18 protein-coding genes and 1 pseudogene are annotated in these 18,462 nt (G+C 65.4%); 9 read left to right on the top strand and 10 right to left on the bottom strand.

What is annotated here, in order from left to right; all coding sequences use genetic code 11:
• Positions 1–49: 49 nt before the first annotated feature.
• From JL101_RS12700 to JL101_RS12685, 4 genes are read right to left on the bottom strand one after another with little or no spacing between them, the layout of a single operon-like run.
• Positions 50–1,003, bottom strand: coding sequence for an ABC transporter permease (locus JL101_RS12700; RefSeq protein WP_203095399.1), 954 nt, complete (start codon positions 1,001–1,003; stop codon positions 50–52).
• Positions 1,000–1,968 carry an ABC transporter permease gene (locus JL101_RS12695; protein ID WP_203095398.1) on the bottom strand — a complete coding sequence of 323 codons (969 nt, stop codon included), beginning with the start codon at positions 1,966–1,968 and terminating at the stop codon, positions 1,000–1,002. The genes JL101_RS12700 and JL101_RS12695 overlap by 4 nt, the downstream gene beginning before the upstream one ends.
• A complete protein-coding gene (locus JL101_RS12690; protein ID WP_203095397.1) occupies positions 1,965–3,440 on the bottom strand; it encodes a sugar ABC transporter ATP-binding protein in 1,476 nt (491 codons plus the stop codon). Before JL101_RS12690 ends, JL101_RS12695 begins: the two co-directional genes overlap by 4 nt.
• A gap of 28 nt (positions 3,441–3,468) precedes the next feature.
• Positions 3,469–4,494 (bottom strand): ABC transporter substrate-binding protein, encoded by a 1,026-nt coding sequence (locus JL101_RS12685; RefSeq protein WP_203095396.1) that lies wholly within the window; start codon positions 4,492–4,494, stop codon positions 3,469–3,471.
• A gap of 481 nt (positions 4,495–4,975) precedes the next feature.
• On the opposite strand from JL101_RS12685, the gene JL101_RS12675 reads away from it, so the two are divergent.
• Both JL101_RS12675 and JL101_RS12670 read left to right on the top strand, forming a co-directional pair.
• The gene (locus JL101_RS12675) at positions 4,976–5,401 is read left to right on the top strand and encodes an organic hydroperoxide resistance protein (protein WP_203095395.1); all 426 of its coding nucleotides are present in this window, start codon (positions 4,976–4,978) and stop codon (positions 5,399–5,401) included.
• 193 nt (positions 5,402–5,594) lie between these two features.
• Positions 5,595–5,783, top strand: coding sequence for a hypothetical protein (locus JL101_RS12670; RefSeq protein WP_203095394.1), 189 nt, complete (start codon positions 5,595–5,597; stop codon positions 5,781–5,783).
• A gap of 203 nt (positions 5,784–5,986) precedes the next feature.
• Here the strand turns inward: JL101_RS12670 and JL101_RS12665 are convergent, their stop codons facing one another.
• The 3 genes from JL101_RS12665 to JL101_RS12655 all read right to left on the bottom strand — a co-directional run bounded on the left by JL101_RS12665 (position 5,987) and on the right by JL101_RS12655 (position 7,943).
• Positions 5,987–6,412, bottom strand: a complete 426-nt coding sequence (locus tag JL101_RS12665) for a Fur family transcriptional regulator (RefSeq protein WP_203095393.1) — start codon at positions 6,410–6,412, stop codon at positions 5,987–5,989.
• A gap of 19 nt (positions 6,413–6,431) precedes the next feature.
• The gene (locus JL101_RS12660; RefSeq protein WP_228435430.1) at positions 6,432–7,541 is read right to left on the bottom strand and encodes a DUF2325 domain-containing protein; all 1,110 of its coding nucleotides are present in this window, start codon (positions 7,539–7,541) and stop codon (positions 6,432–6,434) included.
• A gap of 117 nt (positions 7,542–7,658) precedes the next feature.
• The gene (locus tag JL101_RS12655; protein ID WP_203095392.1) at positions 7,659–7,943 is read right to left on the bottom strand and encodes a DUF2218 domain-containing protein; all 285 of its coding nucleotides are present in this window, start codon (positions 7,941–7,943) and stop codon (positions 7,659–7,661) included.
• Between the two features lie 270 nt (positions 7,944–8,213).
• Between JL101_RS12655 and ltnD the strand changes: the two genes are divergently transcribed.
• From ltnD to otnC, 6 genes are read left to right on the top strand one after another with little or no spacing between them, the layout of a single operon-like run.
• Positions 8,214–9,125 carry an L-threonate dehydrogenase gene (ltnD, locus tag JL101_RS12650; protein WP_203095391.1) on the top strand — a complete coding sequence of 304 codons (912 nt, stop codon included), beginning with the start codon at positions 8,214–8,216 and terminating at the stop codon, positions 9,123–9,125.
• Positions 9,125–10,381, top strand: a complete 1,257-nt coding sequence (otnK, locus tag JL101_RS12645) for a 3-oxo-tetronate kinase (RefSeq protein WP_211111078.1) — start codon at positions 9,125–9,127, stop codon at positions 10,379–10,381. The genes ltnD and otnK overlap by 1 nt, the downstream gene beginning before the upstream one ends.
• Before the next feature lie 12 nt (positions 10,382–10,393).
• Complete coding sequence (locus tag JL101_RS12640) at positions 10,394–11,194, top strand: DeoR/GlpR family DNA-binding transcription regulator (RefSeq protein ID WP_228435429.1); 801 nt, start codon at positions 10,394–10,396, stop codon at positions 11,192–11,194.
• Between the two features lie 49 nt (positions 11,195–11,243).
• Entirely contained in the window at positions 11,244–12,200 is a 957-nt protein-coding gene (gene denD / locus JL101_RS12635) for a D-erythronate dehydrogenase (RefSeq protein ID WP_203095389.1), read from the top strand.
• Between the two features lie 51 nt (positions 12,201–12,251).
• Entirely contained in the window at positions 12,252–13,655 is a 1,404-nt protein-coding gene (locus tag JL101_RS12630; RefSeq protein WP_203095388.1) for a GntP family permease, read from the top strand.
• Between the two features lie 40 nt (positions 13,656–13,695).
• Entirely contained in the window at positions 13,696–14,331 is a 636-nt protein-coding gene (gene otnC, locus JL101_RS12625; RefSeq protein ID WP_203095387.1) for a 3-oxo-tetronate 4-phosphate decarboxylase, read from the top strand.
• Positions 14,332–14,757: 426 nt separating this feature from the next.
• Here the strand turns inward: otnC and JL101_RS12620 are convergent, their stop codons facing one another.
• The 3 genes and pseudogenes from JL101_RS12620 to JL101_RS36890 all read right to left on the bottom strand — a co-directional run.
• Entirely contained in the window at positions 14,758–15,825 is a 1,068-nt protein-coding gene (locus JL101_RS12620) for a hypothetical protein (RefSeq protein ID WP_203095386.1), read from the bottom strand.
• Positions 15,822–16,358: a tyrosine-type recombinase/integrase gene (locus JL101_RS12615; protein WP_267133556.1), complete on the bottom strand. Its 537-nt coding sequence runs from the start codon at positions 16,356–16,358 to the stop codon at positions 15,822–15,824. The genes JL101_RS12620 and JL101_RS12615 overlap by 4 nt, the downstream gene beginning before the upstream one ends.
• A 187-nt stretch (positions 16,359–16,545) precedes the next feature.
• Positions 16,546–16,767 (bottom strand): annotated as a pseudogene (locus JL101_RS36890) (hypothetical protein); the annotation flags it as partial.
• Positions 16,768–17,558: 791 nt separating this feature from the next.
• Here JL101_RS36890 and JL101_RS12610 point away from each other — a divergent pair.
• Positions 17,559–18,164: a hypothetical protein gene (locus JL101_RS12610; RefSeq protein ID WP_203095383.1), complete on the top strand. Its 606-nt coding sequence runs from the start codon at positions 17,559–17,561 to the stop codon at positions 18,162–18,164.
• The last annotated feature ends 298 nt before the right edge of the window (positions 18,165–18,462 follow it).

The raw sequence follows: 18,462 nt of genomic DNA, 5'->3' as shown, positions 1-18,462 counted from the left end.
CGCGGAAATCGTTTTTCGCGCTTTTTCTCATGCCTGTACCTTGGTCGGGTCAGATCCGCTTCGCTCCGCCGCCGATCGCGATCACGGCGACGATGATGATACCGGTCGCGACGAGGCGCACTCCGGCGCTCAGGCCGAAGGTGTTCAGCATCGTCACGATCAGGAACAGCAGCAGCGCGGCACCCCAGATTCCCAGAGGTTCGGCGCGTCCGCCGGCCACGCTGGTCCCGCCGATCACGGTGACCGCGATGGAGGCGAGCAGGTACTCCTCCCCCATGTTCAGCGACGACCCGCCGGAGAACCCCGCCAGCAGGGTTCCGCACAGGCCTGCCAGGGTGGCCGACGCGACGGAGGTGGTCAGCCGCGTCCGCGCCACCGGAGTGCCCGCCAGCCGTGCCGCCCGCGGGTTCTGGCCCAGCGCCAGGAGAGTGCGGCCATAGACGGTGCGCGACAGGACCAGCAGCACCAGGGCGGTCAGCGCCGCGGCCACCAGCGCCAGGTTCGGGACGCCCAGGGTGCGGCCGGTGCAGAAATCGGCGAACACGGGCGGCGGCTTGATCTTCAGCCCGCGGCCGTAGGCGATCGCGACCGACTGGACGATCAGCGAGCTGGACAGCGTCGCGATGATCGGCGGGATCCGCAGCAGCCGGATCAGCAGGTAGTTCGCGACGCCCAGCAGCATGGCAGCGCCCAGCGCCGCCGCGAGCCCGGCGGCGATCAGGGCGTCGCTGCCGTCCATCACCTTCATGGCGATGGCGCCGGACAGCGAGATCGCGGCCGGGATCGACAGGTCCACGTTGCCGGGGCCGGAGGTGATCACCAGCATCTGGCCCAGCCCGACGATCACGAACAATGCTGAAAAGGTCACCGCCGCCGCCGCGATCTCCGCGGCGCCGCGTCCGCCGGAATAGGCCAGGGTGATCGCCAGGATCGCCGCGGCGGCCGCCAGCGGCCAGACCCAGACCGGCACCGCCATCCGGTGTTTCGGCGACAGGGCGGTCATGCCCGTTCGTCCGCCCGGTTCAGCACGGCGCGGAGCGCCAGCACGATGATGAGGATCGCCCCCTGGGCGCCGATCTGCCAGTCCGGCGGGATGTGCATGAAGGTCAGGAACGAACCGGCCAGCGTCAGCGTCATGGCGCCCAGGACGGCGCCGACGGGGTTGACCCGGCCGCCGGTGAACTCGCCCCCTCCCAGGATCACCCCGGCGATCGACATCAGCGTGTAGCGCAGCGCCATGTTGGCGTCGCCCGAGGTGGTCAGGCCGACCAGGGCGAGGCCGGACAGGGTGCCCAGGCCGCCGGCGATCAGGTACAGCGTCACCCGCGCCCGCAGCAGCGACCATCCCGCGTTCGCCAGGGCCTTGGGGTTGCCGCCGGCGCCCCGCAGGATGGTGCCGAAGGAGGACCGCATCAGCAGGTGGACGGCGACCGCCAGCAGCGCCGCGTAGAGGATCGGCAGCGGCACGTAGTCGGGCTTCCACTTCATGACGGCGGTCAGGTACTCCGGCGCGCGTCCGCCCGGGGTCGGCAGGATCAGGACGGCGAGCCCGGTCCAGATGAAGGACAGCCCCAGGGTCACCACGATCGAGGGCAGGTTGCGCCAGTGGATCAGGGCGCCGACCAGCCCATAGGCCGCGACGGCGGCGGCCAGCGCCAGCACGCCCAGGAAAGGCGTCTGGTCGAGCAGGGTCGCCGCGATGCAGGCGCACAGGCCGACGAAGCTGCCGATCGACAGGTCCAGGTCGCCGACGGTGATGACGCAGAGCTGGGCCAGGGTCGCCAGGATCACCGGGATCGCCAGGTTCAGCAGAAGCGTCAGGCCGACATAGCTCATGGCGCGCGGTTGCTGGGAGAAGATCACCGTCAGCATCAGCGCCAGGGCGATCGCGGGCAGCAAGGTCCGCAGCAGCCTGACCGGGTCGATCCGGGTGCCGCGTCGGGTGGCGGGAGCGGCCGGGGCGCTCATGCGGCGTCCTCCCCTTCGGCGTAGGAGGCGCGCAGGATCGAGGCTTCGGTCATCCGGTCACGCGGCAGGTGGGCGACGATCCGGCCCTGGTGGAACACATAGACGCGGTCGCAGTGGAACAACTCCTCCATCTCGGTCGAGTACCAGAGGAAGGTCCGGCCGCGCTCGGCCTCCGCCCGGATGAAGCGGTAGACCTCCGACTTGGTCGAGATGTCGACGCCGCGCATGGGATCGTCCATCAGGATGATCCCGGCATCCGACGCCAGCGCGCGGGCGAACAGGGCCTTCTGCTGGTTGCCGCCCGACAGCGACAGGATGCCCAGGTCCAGGTCGGGCGTCCGGATGCCGATCCGCTCCCGCCAGGTCCGGGCCAGCGCCGCTTCGCGCGCCGGGTCGATCAGGCCGGCCCGGCGCAGGTTCGCCAGCGAGCGGACGGAAATGTTGCGGGCGATGGACCAGAGCGGGAAGACCCCGTCGGACTGGCGGTCGCCCGGCACCAGGGCGACCGGGCTCTCGACCACGGTCGAAGGATCCCTGCGGCCCCAGGCATCGAACAGGCGGAGCAGCATGGCCGTCTGCCCGTGTCCCGCCAGCCCGGCGAGGCCCACGATGTCGCCCCTGTCGGCCGTCAGGTCGATGCCGCCGGGGACGGGCGATCCGGCCAGCACCGCGCGCGGCCTGCCGGCCGGCCGAACCGGGCGCGCGGTTCCCGGCCCGCCCGGCTGCTGTTCCTCGGCGCCCATGCTCTCGACGATGGCCTTCCGGTTGAGGCCGGATGCCGGCCGGTCCAGCACGACCAGACCCTCGCGCATCACCACGACCCGCTCGGCGGCGGCCAGGATCTCCGGCAGGATATGGGAGATGAAGACGGTGGCCACGCCCCGCTGGTCGGCGTGGCGCAGGAAGGTCAGCAGCTGTTCCGCCGCCGTGGCGTCCAGCGACGAGGTCGGCTCGTCCAGGATCACCAGCCGCAGCGGCGTGTCGGTGACCGTGAAGGCCCGCGCGATCTCCACCATCTGCCGGCGGCCCAGCGTCAGGTCGGCCACCGTCGCCGCCGGATCGACGCCGTGGCCGGGGAAGATCGCGTCGAGCTGGCCGAGGATCAGCCCGGCCGCCCGCCGGCGCCAGCCCCAGCCGCGGAGCTTCGGGTGAAGCACCCGGACATTTTCCGCGACGCTGAGGTTGGGGCAGAGGGAAAGCTCCTGGAAGACGCAGCGCACGCCCATCCTGCCGGCGACGGCGGTGCCGTAGTCGGCGACCTCCCGTCCGTCGGCGACGATGGTTCCCGCATCGGGGCGAAGCACCCCGGCCAGGACATGCATCAGCGTCGATTTGCCGGCCCCGTTGTGGCCGACCAGGCCCAGGCGCTCGCCCGGCGCGATCGCGAGGCTCACGCCGGCCAGCGCGCGGACGGCGCCGAAGCTCTTGCGGACATCTTCGAGCCGCAGGGCCGCTTCGGTGCCGGTCTTCATCAATGTGTCCAAGTCGCGCGATCCGAACCTACTTGGCGCCCGAGATCACCGCCTGGGCGTCGGTCAGGCTGTACTCGACGTTGGTGACGCCGCCCTTCTCGGTCTGGGCCAGCCGCTCGTCCAGGGTGTCCTGCTCCACCGACAGGAAAGGCACGATCAGGTCCTTGGGAACCTCCTTCCCGTCGAGGATCTGCTGGGCGACCCAGAAGGCGAGGGTGCCGACGCCGGGCGCGATGGAGACGGACATGGTCTCGTAGCCCGTCGCTTCCTTCTGGTCCTTCCACCACAGCAACTCGTCGTGCCGGTTGCCCATGATGATGGTCGGCACCTCGCGGCCCGCCCCCTTGAATGCCTGGGCCGCCCCGTAGCCGTCGCCGCCCTGGGTCACCACGGCCTTGATCTCCGGCAGGGTCGGCAGGACGCCCGCAACCGCCTTCTGCGCCACTTCCTGGGCCCAGTCGCCGTGCACCGAGGAGACGATCCTGAACTGCGGGTGCTTCTTGACGCCGTCCTCGATGCCCTTGTGGATCTCGTCGTCCACGAAGACGCCGGCCAAGCCGCGGATCTCCAGCAGGTTCCCGCCCTCCGGGAAGCGCTTGGCCAGGTAATCGACCTGGATCTCCCCCATTTTCCGGAAATCGACGGCGACCCGCCACGCGCAGGGTTCGGTCACGATGCCGTCGAACGAGACGACCGTCACGCCGGCATCGCAGGCCTCCTTGACCGCGCCGTTCAGCGCGGTGGGCGAGGCGGCGTTGACGACGATGGCGTCGTACCCCTGGAGGATGAGGTTCTGGATCTGGGCCGCCTGCTCGGTCGCCTGGTTTTCCGCCGTGGTGAAGGCGGCCGCATCGGCGACGACTCCGTCGGCGACCGCCTTGGACGTCACGGTCGCCCAGCTCTTCAGCATGGCCTGCCGCCAGGAGTTCCCGGCGTAATTATTTGATAGAGCAATCTTCTTCGATGACGTGTCGGCGAAAGCCGGCCCGGTCAGGCAGGTAGCGGACAGGCAGGCTGCCGCGACCACCGCGGCGAGTGCGATCCTGGTCTTCATCAACGTTTCCTCCGAAGCTGTTCTTCTTGCAGACAGCTTAATGCCGACCTGCTCGCCAGGCCCGCGACATGTGCTTGACTTAATTAATTCGCATGTCAAACTAACGCTAAGCCGAATTCCTGCCAGCGTCAAGCCGGCCCCGGCAGTGTCCGGTCGTCTTACGCCGGAAGGTTTCCCAAGGGGAACCCCAGGGGGTAATGACGCTCGCCCTGTTCGCGGCCGTGCCGGATCGCCGACGGCGTTGATCGGGGCCTTCGTGGACAAAGGCATGTCGATCATGGGAGTCGGCATCGACTGGCAGCAGGTGATCAAAGGCCTCGTGCTGCCGGCCGCTGTGTTCCTGGACGTCTATTACAAGAACAAGGCATGAAAACATTCTGACATCCCGTATGCCACCTGGGCCGAGACAGGGACGGCGACGGCTGCTAGCATGCCGGTCCCGCCGAACAGTCAATTCGGGACCAAATTGGGAGGATAGAACATGCCAGTTGATGTGAAATACACCGCAGAGGCGACAGCCACCGGCGGCCGGGACGGCCGGGCCGCGACGACGGACGGAACGTTCGAAGTCAAGCTCGCGACGCCGAAGGAGCTGGGCGGCGCGGGCGGCGACGGCAACAACCCCGAGCAGCTCTTCGCCGCCGGATACGCCGCCTGCTTCATCGGCGCCATGAAGGTGGTGGCCGGTCAGGAGAAGGTGAAGATGCCGGCGGACACCTCGGTCACCGCCTCGGTCGGCATCGGCCCGCGGTCGGAAGGCGGCTTCGGGCTCGCCGTGGCGCTGCGGGTTTCCCTGCCGGGCCTCGACCATGCCCAGGCCGAGACGATCGTGGAGAAGGCCCACCAGGTGTGCCCCTACTCCAACGCGACCCGCGGCAACATCGACGTGAAGACCACCGTCGTCTGACGCAATGGGGCCGGGCGCATCGGTGCGCCCGGCCCGCATCGTTCCTATATGCAATGAAACGAACGCACAGTATTCGTCAATATTTTAAAGTCTTCACGTCTGATAATATAATGTAATTTATGTCTTAACTCTCCATTGGGAATTCAGCTCTGTTTACGACCGAAGGACCGAAGGCGATCCGGCCGTCAACGACGTGGTCGCGCTGGACGACTACCTCATCCAGGGCCTGAACACCCTGGTGGTGCTCGGCATCAACTGGGGCGGCCCGGCGAACTTCCAGGGCTCCCTGACCATCGGATCCATCACGCAGCCGTTCAGCTACCGGGCCGAGTCCACCGCGAACGGAATCGCCTGGGTCCAGACCTACGCCATTCCGGCGTAAGTGGGGCGAGCTACCTGAATTTTTCGGGAAGGTTAGAGCCGGGCAGCACAAGGGCGCCCCGCTCGCGGGGTCGATACTTCCGAAGAAGCGGTCGCCCATAGGCACTGCTATAATCAAACTCCGTGGCCGGTACAAGCGAACCCTGTCGTCCTCCGGCCGCGGCCGACCTGCCGCGATCGAAACGGGTTTACTGGTGAGATCCCTCAGGACTCCTCCGGCTCCGGACGGCGCTTGATCCCGTACAGCTCCAGCCGGTGGCCGATCAGGCGGTAGTTCAGGTCCTGGGCGATCTTCTTCTTCAGCTCCTCGATCTCCTCGTTGATGAACTCGATCACCTCGCCGGTCTGGATGTCGATCAGGTGATGGTGATGGCGCTCGCAGGCTTCCTCGAAGCGGGCGCGGCCGTCGCCGAAATCGAGCCGCTCGATGATGCTGGCTTCCTCAAGGAGCCGAAGGGACCGGTAGACGGTGGCGATGCTGATGTTCGGGTCGATCCGCATCGCCCGGAGATGGACCTGCTCCACGTCGGGATGGTCGGTCGCTTCCGACAGCACGCGGGCGACCACCCGGCGCTGGTCGGTCATCTTCAATCCTTTTTCGATGCAGAGCTGCTCGATATGGGACGTCATCGTCTCGTCTCTCCGGAAATCAGGGATGGGCATCCGACCGCAGCGCCCGGACCAGCGAGCTGGCCCCGCTGCTGCGCAGGAGGAGGAAGGGCTTGTCCAGTCGCTGGCACAGGCGCTTGACCCGGAGGCAGGCGGCATGGCTGACGCAGTCCAGCGGGCAGAACACCATGTCCGCCTGGGTCACCAGGTTCTCCAGCATCCTGGGCGCCTGCTCCAGGCCGCCGTCGTGGTGCAGCAGGCGGCCCTGCCGCCGCTCGACCGCGGAGCGGATATGGGGAACCAGGGCCTGCCTGCCGCCGACATAGAGCACGCATTGGCCGGCGACGTTGATCGTGGCCGGCGTCTTGGCGGGCCGGGCCGCGGCGGCGGGCGCCTGCTGGGGCGCTTCCCCGTCATCCAGCAGTTCGAGCCGGGCAATCCGGGCCTCGGCGGCGCGGCGGCGCTCCCGCTCTGCCGAGAGGCGCTGCTCGGCCCGGGCCAAGCGCGCCTTCAGGGCGGCGGCTTCGCGCGGATCCGACGGCGCCGGCTGCGCCGGGGCGTTGCAGCGCGCCCGGAGCAGTTCCGCTTCCAGGTCGCGGATCTGTTTCTCCTTGGAGCGCTCCAGCTCCAGCTTCGCGGCCTGGGCGGCGTCCCGCTGCCGCGTCAGCTCGACGATCTGCTTCTCGGCCGCGGCGACGCGCTGGATGGCGTTGCGGTTGTAGCTGCCCAGTACGTGGGAAAGCATGTGGACCTGCCCATAGGCGGTCGTCACCAGCTCCTGCGGCACCAAGCGGAGGCTCATGACGGCCCAGTAGGCGCCGGCCACCCGGCCGCTGTCGAACGCCTTGTTCCACAAGGCCTCGACCTGGGCGGCATCGCCGGCGGCGGAGAACCGGCGGATATCCACGGCATGCTTGTCGTCCAGCATCTTGTGGAGCAGACGGCCGAGCTTCCCGTTCGACCCGGCTTCCCGGACATAGTAGCTGTGGATGCAGTAGTCCGTCGCGTCGTCGGAAACCCGCATGCCCCCCTTGCGGGTCAGCTTGCGCAGGTCGTCCATCGACAGGCATGTGCCGATGATCGAACAGTGCAGGTGCTGGGCGATTTCCCAGAGCTTGCGCCGCCCCTTGGCCGCGTCAGGCAGTTCCACCGGTCCAGCTTCGCACTGCTCGCACATGTGTCCTCGCATCAATCGATCCCGGAAGCCCGGTCATGATACAGGTTCCATGTGCGGATGCAAATCATTCTCACCTGACAACGGGGTGCGTTACCCCCTGTTCCAGGTGATCTCCGCCGGCTCCTTCCACATGAATCGTTCCAGATGGCTCTTCACCACGTCCTCGACGATGGTCCTCTGGTCATCGCTGCCGGCCTCGACCCTCAGGGTCAGGAACTCGGGACCGGATTCCAGCAGGCACGTGCCCGCCTCGAACTGGATCCGGCCGCTGCCATTCTCCGACGACGCGGGAATCTTGTGGGCGAAATGCTTGCAGAGCTGGGTCATGAACCGCTCCGCCTTGTCGGTCGCGACGTGGGAGACCGATGTGAACATGGGATACCCTTCTCCGGTTCGGGATTGCCTGGGACTGCCGGCCGGCACCCGGCCTCGGGACCAGGTCCGGCACACTCTTTGATAATGCGACTGAGTCGCGATAGCAATCCATTCCGCGGATGCCCTCGCGCGGTCGCGGAAGGTGCAGCCCGTTCGCGCCCGACCGCGAATGTGAAAATATGTGAAGTTCGGCTTTACAGTTTTAAGATTTGTGATACTTGGTAGGTCAGCAAACATTCAGGCACAAAACATAACATTCGGAGGATCGTCGTGGCGGCAGCCAACGCGTACCATGTCTGCGTAGTCGGGCTCGGTTCCATGGGTATGGGGGCGGCGAAGTCGTGCATCCGCGTCGGTCTCCAGACCTACGGCATCGATCTCAACGAAGCCGCCCGGGCGGATCTGAAGGGCGCGGGTGCCGCCGAAGTCGCCACCAACGGCTCGGCCTTCGCCGACCGGCTCGACGCCGTGCTCCTGCTGGTCGTCAACGCCGCGCAGTGCCGGGCGGTCCTGTTCGGCGACGACGGGCTCGCCGGCAAGCTGCGGCCGGGAACCGGCGTGATGGTCTCCGCGACGATCTCCGCCGACGACGCCCGGTCGATCGGGGCGGGGCTCGCCGAACACGGCCTGCTGATGCTGGACGCGCCGGTTTCCGGCGGTGCCGCCAAGGCCGCGGCCGGCGAGATGACGGTGATGGCCTCCGGCAGCGCCGAAGCCTTCGCCAAGCTTCGCCCCCTGCTGGACGCCGTCGCCGGCAAGGTCTACGAGATCGGGCCGGAGATCGGGCAGGGCGCCACCGTCAAGATCATCCACCAGCTCCTGGCCGGCGTCCACATCGCCGCCGGGGCCGAGGCGATGGCGCTGGCGGCCCGCGCCGGCATCCCGCTCGACCTGATGTATGACGTCGTGACCAACGCGGCCGGCAATTCCTGGATGTTCCAGAACCGGATGAAGCATGTGGTCGACGGCGACTATACGCCGACCTCGTCGGTGGACATCTTCGTCAAGGACCTCGGCCTCGTGACCGAGACCGGGCGCGCGCTCAAGTTCCCGCTGCCGCTGGCCTCCACGGCCTTCACCATGTTCGCCAACGCCAGCAACGCCGGCTACGGCAAGCTTGACGACAGCGCCGTGATCAAGACCTTCGCCGGGATCACCCTGCCGGAAAAGGAGACCAAGTGATGCGCCTCGGGATCATCGCCGACGACTTCACCGGAGCGACCGATATCGCGGGCTTCCTGGTCGCCAACGGGCTCAGCACCATCCAGCTCAACGGCGTGCCGGACAAGGACCTCCAGGTCCAGGCCGACGCCGTCGTGATCAGCCTCAAGTCGCGCTCCAACCCGCCGGACGAGGCGGTCGCCATGAGCCTCCAGGCGCTGGACTGGCTGCGCGAGCGGAACTGCGAGCAGTTCTTCTTCAAATATTGCTCGACCTTCGACAGCACCGCGCGCGGCAATATCGGCCCGGTCACGGACGCCCTGCTGGATGCGCTCGGCGAGGACCTGACGGTCATCTGCCCGGCCCTGCCGGTCAACGGCCGGACGATCTACAACGGCTACCTGTTCGTCAACGGCGTGCCGCTGGCGGAATCCGGCATGCGCCACCATCCCGTGACGCCCATGACCGACAGCAACCTGATGCGCCTGATGGAGGCGCAGTCCAGGGGCAAGTGCGGCAATGTCCGCAGCGACGACGTCGCCCGCGGACCCGAGGCGGTCAAGGCCGCCCTGGAAGCCCTGCGGGCGCAGGGCATGCGCTACGCCGTCCTCGACGTGCTGAATTCCCAGGACGTGGCGACGGTCGGCCAGGCCGTCGCCGGCATGAAGCTGGTGACCGGCGGCTCCGGCCTGGCCGACGGCATGGCGAAGGCCTGGACCGAGCGGCTCAGCGACCCGGAGCAGGCCGCGGCGGCCGGGCGTCCGTCGGGCGAGCGCCCGGTCGTGCTGTCCGGCTCCTGCTCCCAGATGACCAACGCCCAGGTGGCGGCCTACAAGGAAGAGGCTCCGGCCTGTCCGGTGGATGTCGTTCGCTGCCTGACCGACGACGACTATGCCGACGAGCTGTTCGCCTGGGTCAGGGACCAGCAGGGCGGCGACCTGGCGCCGCTGGTCTACGCGACGACCGATCCGGACACGCTGGGCCGCATCCAGCAGCAGTACGGCGCCGAGCAGGCCAGCGCCGCGGTGGAACGGACCTTCGGCCGGCTCGCCAAGCTGCTGGCCGAGGACGGCACCGACACCTTCATCGTCGCCGGGGGCGAGACCTCGGGCGTGGTCGTGCAGTCGCTCGGCGTGACCGGATTCCACATCGGTCCGCAGATCGCGCCGGGGGTTCCCTGGGTTCGGGCGGTGGACCGGCCGATCTCGCTGGCGCTCAAGTCGGGCAATTTCGGCGGGCCGCGCTTCTTCTTCGATGCGCAGGAACGGCAGGGCTGAGGCATGCGCGCCATGGCCAAGGCTCAGATGATCCCGGCCGAGCGCCAGCACTTCATCACGTCCAGCCTTGCCGGACGGGGTATCATCAGCATCGCGGAACTGACCGAGCTGCTGGGCGTCTCCCACATGACCGTCCGCCGCGACATCCAGCAGCTGGAGCGCGACGGGCACGTCATGACCGTGCCGGGCGGCGTGCGGCTTCCGGAGCGGATCTCGGTGGAGCCGTCGCACGTGGTCAAGTCGCGCCTCCAGCACGAGCAGAAGGCCGCCATCGGCCGCGCCGCGGCGGCCCTGGTGCCGGAAGGCGCCGTCGTCTACCTGGATGCGGGGACTACCACGCTGGAGATCGCCCGGCGGTTGCCGGAGCGCTCGGACATCACCGTCGTCACCAACGACTTCGTCGTCGCGGGATATCTGGCCCGCCACTCCGCCTGCCGGCTCTATCATACCGGCGGCGAGGTGGAGCGCGAGAACCAGTCCTGCGTCGGCGACACGGCGGCCCAGGCGGTCCGGCGCTACAATTTCGACGTCGCGTTCCTGTCCACCTCGTCGTGGGGCATGCGCGGGGTCTCGACGCCGGCGGAGAACAAGGTCCCGGTCAAGCAGGCGATCGTGCAGAGCGCGGTGAAGGCCGTGCTGGTCACCGATTCCAGCAAGTACGGCAAGGTCGGGACCTTCAACGCCGTGCCTCTGGACGCCCTCAGCGCCGTCGTGACCGACGACGGGCTGGCGCCCAACGTGCGCGACGCCATCGCGAGGATGGGCATAACCGTCCATATCGCGGACCAGTTCGCGGAGACCGGAACCCTCTGACCTCCGGCCTCGTGAAAACCATTACGATCCCAAAGAGAATCGAGCACCCATGAAACTCGTCGTCACCGGCGGGGCCGGCTTCCTCGGCGCCCGCCTGATCGGCACGCTGCTGTCGCAAGGCGCCGCACCCGGCTTCCCGGAATTCTCCTCGATCGTCTCGGTCGATCTGGCGCCCTGTCCGGTCACCGACCCGCGCGTCCAGTCGATCATCGGCAACATCGCCGACAAGGACTTCGTCGAGGGCGTCGTCACCCCGGACGTCGCCGCGGTCTACCATCTCGCCGCCGTGGTCAGCGGGCAGGCGGAGGCCGACTTCGACCTCGGCATGGCGGTCAACCTGGACGGCACCCGCACGCTGCTGGAAGCCTGCCGTCGGCTGCCCGCGCCGCCCCGCTTCGTCTTCGCCAGCTCGCTGGCGGTCTTCGGCGGCACGCTGCCCGACCTGGTTCCCGACGACATCGCGGTGATGCCGCAGTCGTCCTATGGCGCACAGAAGGCGATCGGCGAACTGCTGGTCAACGACTTCTCCCGGAAGGGCTTCGTGGACGGCCGGGTCTGCCGCCTGCCGACCATCGTGGTGCGCCCGGGCAAGCCGAACGCCGCCGCCTCGTCCTTCGCCAGCGGCATCATCCGCGAGCCCCTGGCCGGGGTCGAAAGCGTCTGCCCGGTGCCGGCCGGCACGCGCCTGTGGATCTCCTCGCCGTCCACCGTGATCGCGAACCTGATCCATGCCGGCTCGGTCGAAGGCTCGCGGTTCGGCGGCCACCGCACCGTCAACCTGCCCGGCCTGTCCGTCACCGTCGCCGAAATGCTGGAGAGCCTGGAACGGGTCGGCGGCAAGGAGGCCCGCGCCCGCGTCAGCTTCCGGGAGGACGACCGCATCAAGGCCATCGTCCTGAGCTGGCCCGGTGATTTCGACGTCTCCCGCAGCCTGTCGCTCGGCTTCAAGCAGGACGGCGACTTCGACTCCGTGGTCCGCGGCCACAAGGGCGACCACGGCCTGTAACCCGCCGCCCGCCAGCCATCAAGCAATCAAGAATCTCAAGGAAGCACCCCAATGAACGGCGCGGTCTCCGCGGTCGGTCCCACGGCCATCTTCGGCCTGGCGTTCGCCATCTTCATCCTGATCGTGCTGGTCCTGCGCACGAAGATCCATCCCGTCCTGGCGCTGGTCGTCGCCGCCTCCATCTCCGGCCTGTCGGCCGGCATGGCGCCGGAAGCGGTCGTCAAGTCGATCACGACCGGCTTCGGCGCGACGCTCTCGACCATCGGCCTCGTCATCGGCTTCGGCGTCATGATGGGCCGGATCCTGGAAATCTCCGGCGCCGCCGAACGCATGGCGCTCAGCTTCGTCCGCACGCTGGGCGAGAAGCGGGAGGAATGGGCGATGACGGCCACCGGCTACATCGTCTCGATCCCGATCTTCTGCGACAGCGCCTTCGTCATCCTCAGTCCGCTGGTCCGGGCGCTGTCCCAGAACACCGGCAAGTCGCTGCTGACTCTCGGCATCTCGCTGGCCGGCGGCCTGATGCTGACCCACCACGCGGTCCCGCCGACCCCGGGTCCCCTGGGCGTCGCCGGCATCTTCGGCATCGACATCGGCCTGATGATCTTCTGGGGCGTCGTGCTGACCCTGCCCAGCACCGTCGTGCTGATCTGGTACGCCCGCTTCATGGGGCCCCGGATCGAGGCGATGATCCAGCGCGACACCGGCGAGGACCTGAGCGCCGCCTACCGCCAGTTCAAGGACGCCGAGCAGGCCCGGTCGGCCGAGCTGCCGCCGCTGTGGCTGTCCGTCCTGCCGATCGTCGTCCCGATCGTGCTGATCTTCGCCAACACCTTGGTCGCCGGCATCGTCAAGGCGAGCGGCGACGCCGCCCTGGCGGCCTCGCTGCCGGTCCAGATCGCGGCCTTCATCGGCAACCCGGTCATCGCGGTCGGATTGGGCGTCGTCGTGGCGGTCTACGGCTTGGCGTCGCGCCGGCCGCGCAGCGAAGTCATCATGGAGATGGAGAAGGGCGTCGAAAGCGCCGGCATCATCCTGCTGGTCACTGGCGCCGGCGGCGCCCTGGGAGCGGTCCTGCGCGACAGCGGCACCGGCCAGTACATGGGCGAGCTGGTGGCGACCCTGCCGCTGCCGGCCGTGCTGATCCCGTTCGTGATCTCCTCCCTGGTGCGGCTGATCCAGGGCAGCGGCACGGTCGCCATGATCACCGGCGCCTCGATCTCGGCCCCGATCCTGATGCAGATCCCGGACGTCAACATGGTGTTCGCGGCCCAGGCGGCGGCGATCGGCTCGATGGTGTTCGGTTATTTCAACGACAGTTACTTCTGGGTGATCAACCGGATGCTGGGCGTCAAGAACGCGAAGCACCAGATGCTCGTCTGGTCGGTTCCGACCACGCTATGCTGGGCCACCGCCATGGTGACCCTGCTGGTCGTCAACGCCGTGATGGGCTGAGCCTGATCGGCCGAACAAGGAAGGGGAGGGGAGAAGCCGGATGACGAGGGAAAACGAAGCCCGCGAGATCCTGTGCCGGATGGGCGACCTGCTGTACCGGCGCGGGCTGGTCCACGGATCCTCGGGCAATCTCAGCGTCCGGCTGGACGACGGCTGGCTGGTGACGCCCACCAACAGCTCGCTGGGCCTGCTCGACCCGGCGCGGCTGGCCCGGCTGGACGCCTCCGGCCGTCATGTCGGCGGCGACCCGCCGTCCAAGGAAGCCTTCCTGCACACCTGCGTCTACGACGTGCGGCCGGACGCGGGCGCCATCGTCCACACCCACTCGACCCATTCGGTCGCGGTGTCGTGCCTGGACCACAAGCCCGGGGCGCCGGTCCTGCCGCCGCTGACCGCGTACTACGTGATGCGCGTCGGCGACCTCGCCCTGGTGCCCTATTACCGCCCGGGCGACGAGCGGCTGGCCCTGGCGGTGAAGGAGGTGGCGGTCAAGCACGCGGCGGTCCTGCTGGCGAACCACGGCCCCGTGATCGCCGGCAAGTCCCTGAACGACGCGCTCTACGCGCTGGAGGAGCTGGAGGAGACCGCCAAGCTCCACTTCCTGCTCCACGGGCACCAAACCCGTCCGCTGACCCCGGAGCAGGTCGCGGAACTGGGCGTCGTCTTCAAGAGCTGAGGCGGCGACGGAGTCGGGGCCGGTGGTGGCCGGATGTAGCGCTGCGACTATGCGCACGGCGTCCGGCCTGCCGTTAGCCCCCGGCGAGGGGCTGCTCCCGGAGATGATCCACTAGACCGTTGATTGTCGCTACAAGACTCGCTGGTTGTGAAGGCTCTGAATGAAGGGGAGAATGGGTTCTGTTGCTGGTACAGCTTTCGGAACTAACACGTTGTGTGCCCTGATCTTGTGTGCCCTGTCCGGTTAGCCACGAAGGGCTACTGACATTGCACAATCCGTAGCGGACGGCCATAACAGCACACTTGGCAGGATCATAACCCTGTCGACTCTCAAGTCACTATTTAAAAGTGGACAAGGATTGAGATAGCGCAGGCAGCAGTCTCAGCTTCGATGGAACGCTTTTGCTAAATCATAAAGCAATTGAATTTAACGCGAATCTAAAATAGCATAGTAAAAGTGCCACACCCAAGAAGTACGACTTCTCACTGTAGATAGACACTCATAATCATTTGGGCGACATAACGCAGTAGTCATTGCATAGTTTTGATTCTCAATTCTGACTATGACACCTATCAAAAACAATGAAATCGAAACAAGAATGATCATAAGAATATATCTGCCCATACTTCTTTTTTTCTCTGGATTTTTAAGGTCAACTTTCTGATGAGAAGAAATCCAGTCTTCGTAATTTTGGTCTGAAGGCATTAAATTCAATTTATCTGCCTTAGAAAAGTCAGGACTGTTAACTCTTGGTGCTCCATCTCGAAAATTTTTTTCAAATTTCCTAAGGACTGTATTTCCATAATCTTCTAAATCCTGACAGAGCTTGCGTGAGAACCAAATTCCATCTTCAGTCTGGTTGTAGATCGCTTCTATAGATGTAGAATACTCCGCATTGATCTTTCCATTAAATGGAAATCCAAAGTACACAGCGACTTGCTCAGAATGTGAAAGTTCATTAGCTTTCCTATGTTCAATAATCTTGTTGCGAAATTCTAAAGACAAGCCTAAATCGTTGATTGTCTGCGCAAGGACACTTACTAAACTTATTGGTCTACCATTAATAGAAACCTTCTCTAAGATGGTGCTTTGGAGAATGTTAACTGGCAGATTTGGAAGAGACAAAGTTTGATAATCAGCATTGTATTGTAACTCAGTATCGGGTGGGATTTTCCCCGAACGTACATTTTGATAGTGCTCCAAAATTTCTATTTTCTGAGTATTAAATGTGTCCCTCATAACTTTGACATGCTGCTTCTTTAAAGAAATGAGAGAGTTGCATATTCCAAACGAAATCATTATTGCTGTATTGACACTTCTAATTTGGTTTATCAATTCAGCACGGTACTTCACACGTTCTGCTATTACCTGAGCCCCATAAGCTCCTGCGAAGGCTCCAGCTATTGATGTAAAAAAAGTTGAATTAAAAAAATCTTTAATTACTTCCATCATGGCAGCACTTTGATCTAGCATTGTGTAAAACCAGGAAATCATTTCGTCACATATCTTTTGAGTTTTAGCAAGAAGTTACAATCACAGGCAAATCTTCCCAGCCCCTTTGACTGACACAGTTTCCCTCGCCGGTCATAAAGCTTTGTTGTCCCTGCGCTGGAATGCGCCGCCATCTGGTGCGCGTTTTCGAGCAACCCGCCGTTCTCCAAATAGGCGGTGATACCGCGCGCACGCCAAGAATGGTAACCGATCTTGACCTCCAGTCCTGCCGCCTCGGCGCGGGGCTGGATCATGTGGTAAACGTTTTCACACTGCATGGGCTCGTCGGTGAGCTGGCTGGTGCGCCCGGAACCAGAGCGGAATAGGGGGCTTTTCCGATCCCCGGCGATGCCTGCCGAATCGAGGTAGTCGTCCAGGTGGCCTTGCAGCACCAGATTAGCGGGCATAGCGTGTTCCTTGGCGCCTTTCTCCCTGCGCCGGAGCCACCACTGTTTGCCGACCGGATAATGGTCGTCGACGCGCATGCCCAGGACGGTGGAGACGCGGGAGAAGGTATAGAACAGGGTGGCGATCATCGCTCGATCCCGCAACCCGACCAGCGTATCTGTAGGAATGCCCGCCAACAGCACCTTTGCCGGTGCTGACGATATGGGAAGGACCGCGCACATGCGCGGCGAGATTTCCCGGCACAATCTGGCCGACCACCAGCCAGTCTAACAGCATCCGAACGGCGGCGAGTTGCTGCTTGACCGTCGGTCCGGCGAGCGTCCGTCTTAAGCCCTCGATCCACGCCGCGGCATGCACCGGCTGAATGGCGGGGAAGGCGAGGTCGTGGCCGTCGCACCAGGCGAGGAATTGCAAGCAGGCGCGGGCATAGGCGGCGCGGGTATTCGGGCTGCGAATGGTGAAGGTAAAGAACTTCACGTAGCGCAAGGCGGCGCGCTCGCCCTCAGCGGCGATCACGACCGGCACCCGCGCGCCCATTCCGGCCACCGTCATCGATTGCCCCGCCACCTGCACTAACTCGCCTGCCATACCCGCCCAATTTTATATCACATACCGTCCTTTATGTTGCACAAAGCTTAGTACGGCGTTAGCAGTTTCTCCTAAAAAGTGTTGGTTTAAGTGCGAACGCTCGTTGAATAGAATCACCGGAGCGGGCGTCCGCGAAAAGAGGGGGAAGCAGGCCGCGACACCGTTTCCGGTTTACCCGCTGATCAGGCGGATGCCTCCGGCCCCTCAGCCATTCGGCCATAGAGGTACAGTCAACACAGTGTTACGCGCCACACTGGGCAAGGAGTGAAGCAAATTGGCGTTCAGAGGTACGATAGTTGTCAATATGAAATGCATGGGTTTATTACGGCCCGGGCATTTCCACCAGGAGGGACTTCCCACTGTGACATGCTGATGTCAAAGGTGATTTCTATTCGAGTTCGAGCGGGTCCCGAGAGGGGATTTGGTACTGAGCGGCTTGCGAGCGGGTCCGAAGTTTTCGAGGGTGCCGAATCGCTACCAAGCGTGTCGGCAGTACGCAGCACAACTTCAAAACGATCAAGGAGGTTCTGTAAGCCTGCTAAATGTCAAATCATCTCCTTTGAAACTGTTCAGCTGTCGCACCCAACCGACACCACTCGTTCGACGTCCATTAATCTTGACCTTCTCTCGTATTCGGTCCAGTCTCCCCGCACCTTCGCACCCGCGCAGGCGGCCGGTCCGGGGAGTTTGCACCTCCCCAGCCCGGCCTGACCACGATGCTCATGTTAAGGAACCACATCATGGCTGGAACCAGCCTTAGCACACCCGGCGCGGTTTCGCGCCGTTTCTTGTTCTCCGTCGCCACCGCCGCGCCGGTCACCCTGGCGTCGGCCGGGTTCACGCCCGGATCGATACCGACGCTCACCCCGGCGGCGTTCTCCGCCGAGGTGGCCGCCGTGCTGGCCCGCTACCGCGACGCCGGCCTCCGGCTCCGCGCGGCGGAAGCCACCCGGGCGGCGGCGTACCGGACGATCCCGGCCATGTACCGGCCCGGCCCGTCCGGCGGCAAGCCGATGGTCCGCCGGCCGGAATGGACGGCGGAGGAGATCAGGAAGCTCGGGCTGCCGCCCGGCACGCCGGCGCGTTTCTCGCAGGCCGATCTGGAGGATCACCACCTGCGCGCGGTACGCCGGCATCCCGAGAACCGGGAAGAGCTGAAGCGGCGGCACAAGGCCCGTCTCGATGCCTACGAGGAACGTCGGTCCCGTCAGAAGGACTGGCTCGACCGCCTCGGCCTCGCTCCCCTCGACCGGGACATCACCCGGCTGAGCGAGGAGAAGGCCGGCATCGCGCGCGAACTCATGGACCTGCTGACCGGCCCCGGCGGGGGCATGGCCAGCGCCTGAGTCCGGGTCCCTCCGGGGACCGCCTCGACGCTCCCGGCGGCACGCTCCCCCGCCGCCGGGAGCAGCGACGACCGCGCCGGCATGAGCCGCGCCGGGCACGGCCTGCACGGATTCCCAACCCTCCTCTTGCCCCTGCAACCATTCCATCATGCGCAGGCTTGACCCGCGCATCCGCGCGCGAACCGGGAAAGCGTTGGTGGCACCGCGTGGATACGCGGGTCAAGCCCGCGCAGGACGAGAGTGGGCGTTGAACAGGACGGCCCAAGCGGAGGCAAACACCGGAACTCCGAGCTGGCAC

It is taken from the genome of Skermanella rosea, from assembly GCF_016806835.2.
Taxonomy (GTDB): Bacteria; Pseudomonadota; Alphaproteobacteria; order Azospirillales; family Azospirillaceae; genus Skermanella; species Skermanella rosea.
The sequence above is the reverse complement of the archived record's forward strand: the minus strand, read 5'-3'. Positions and strand labels throughout refer to the sequence as shown.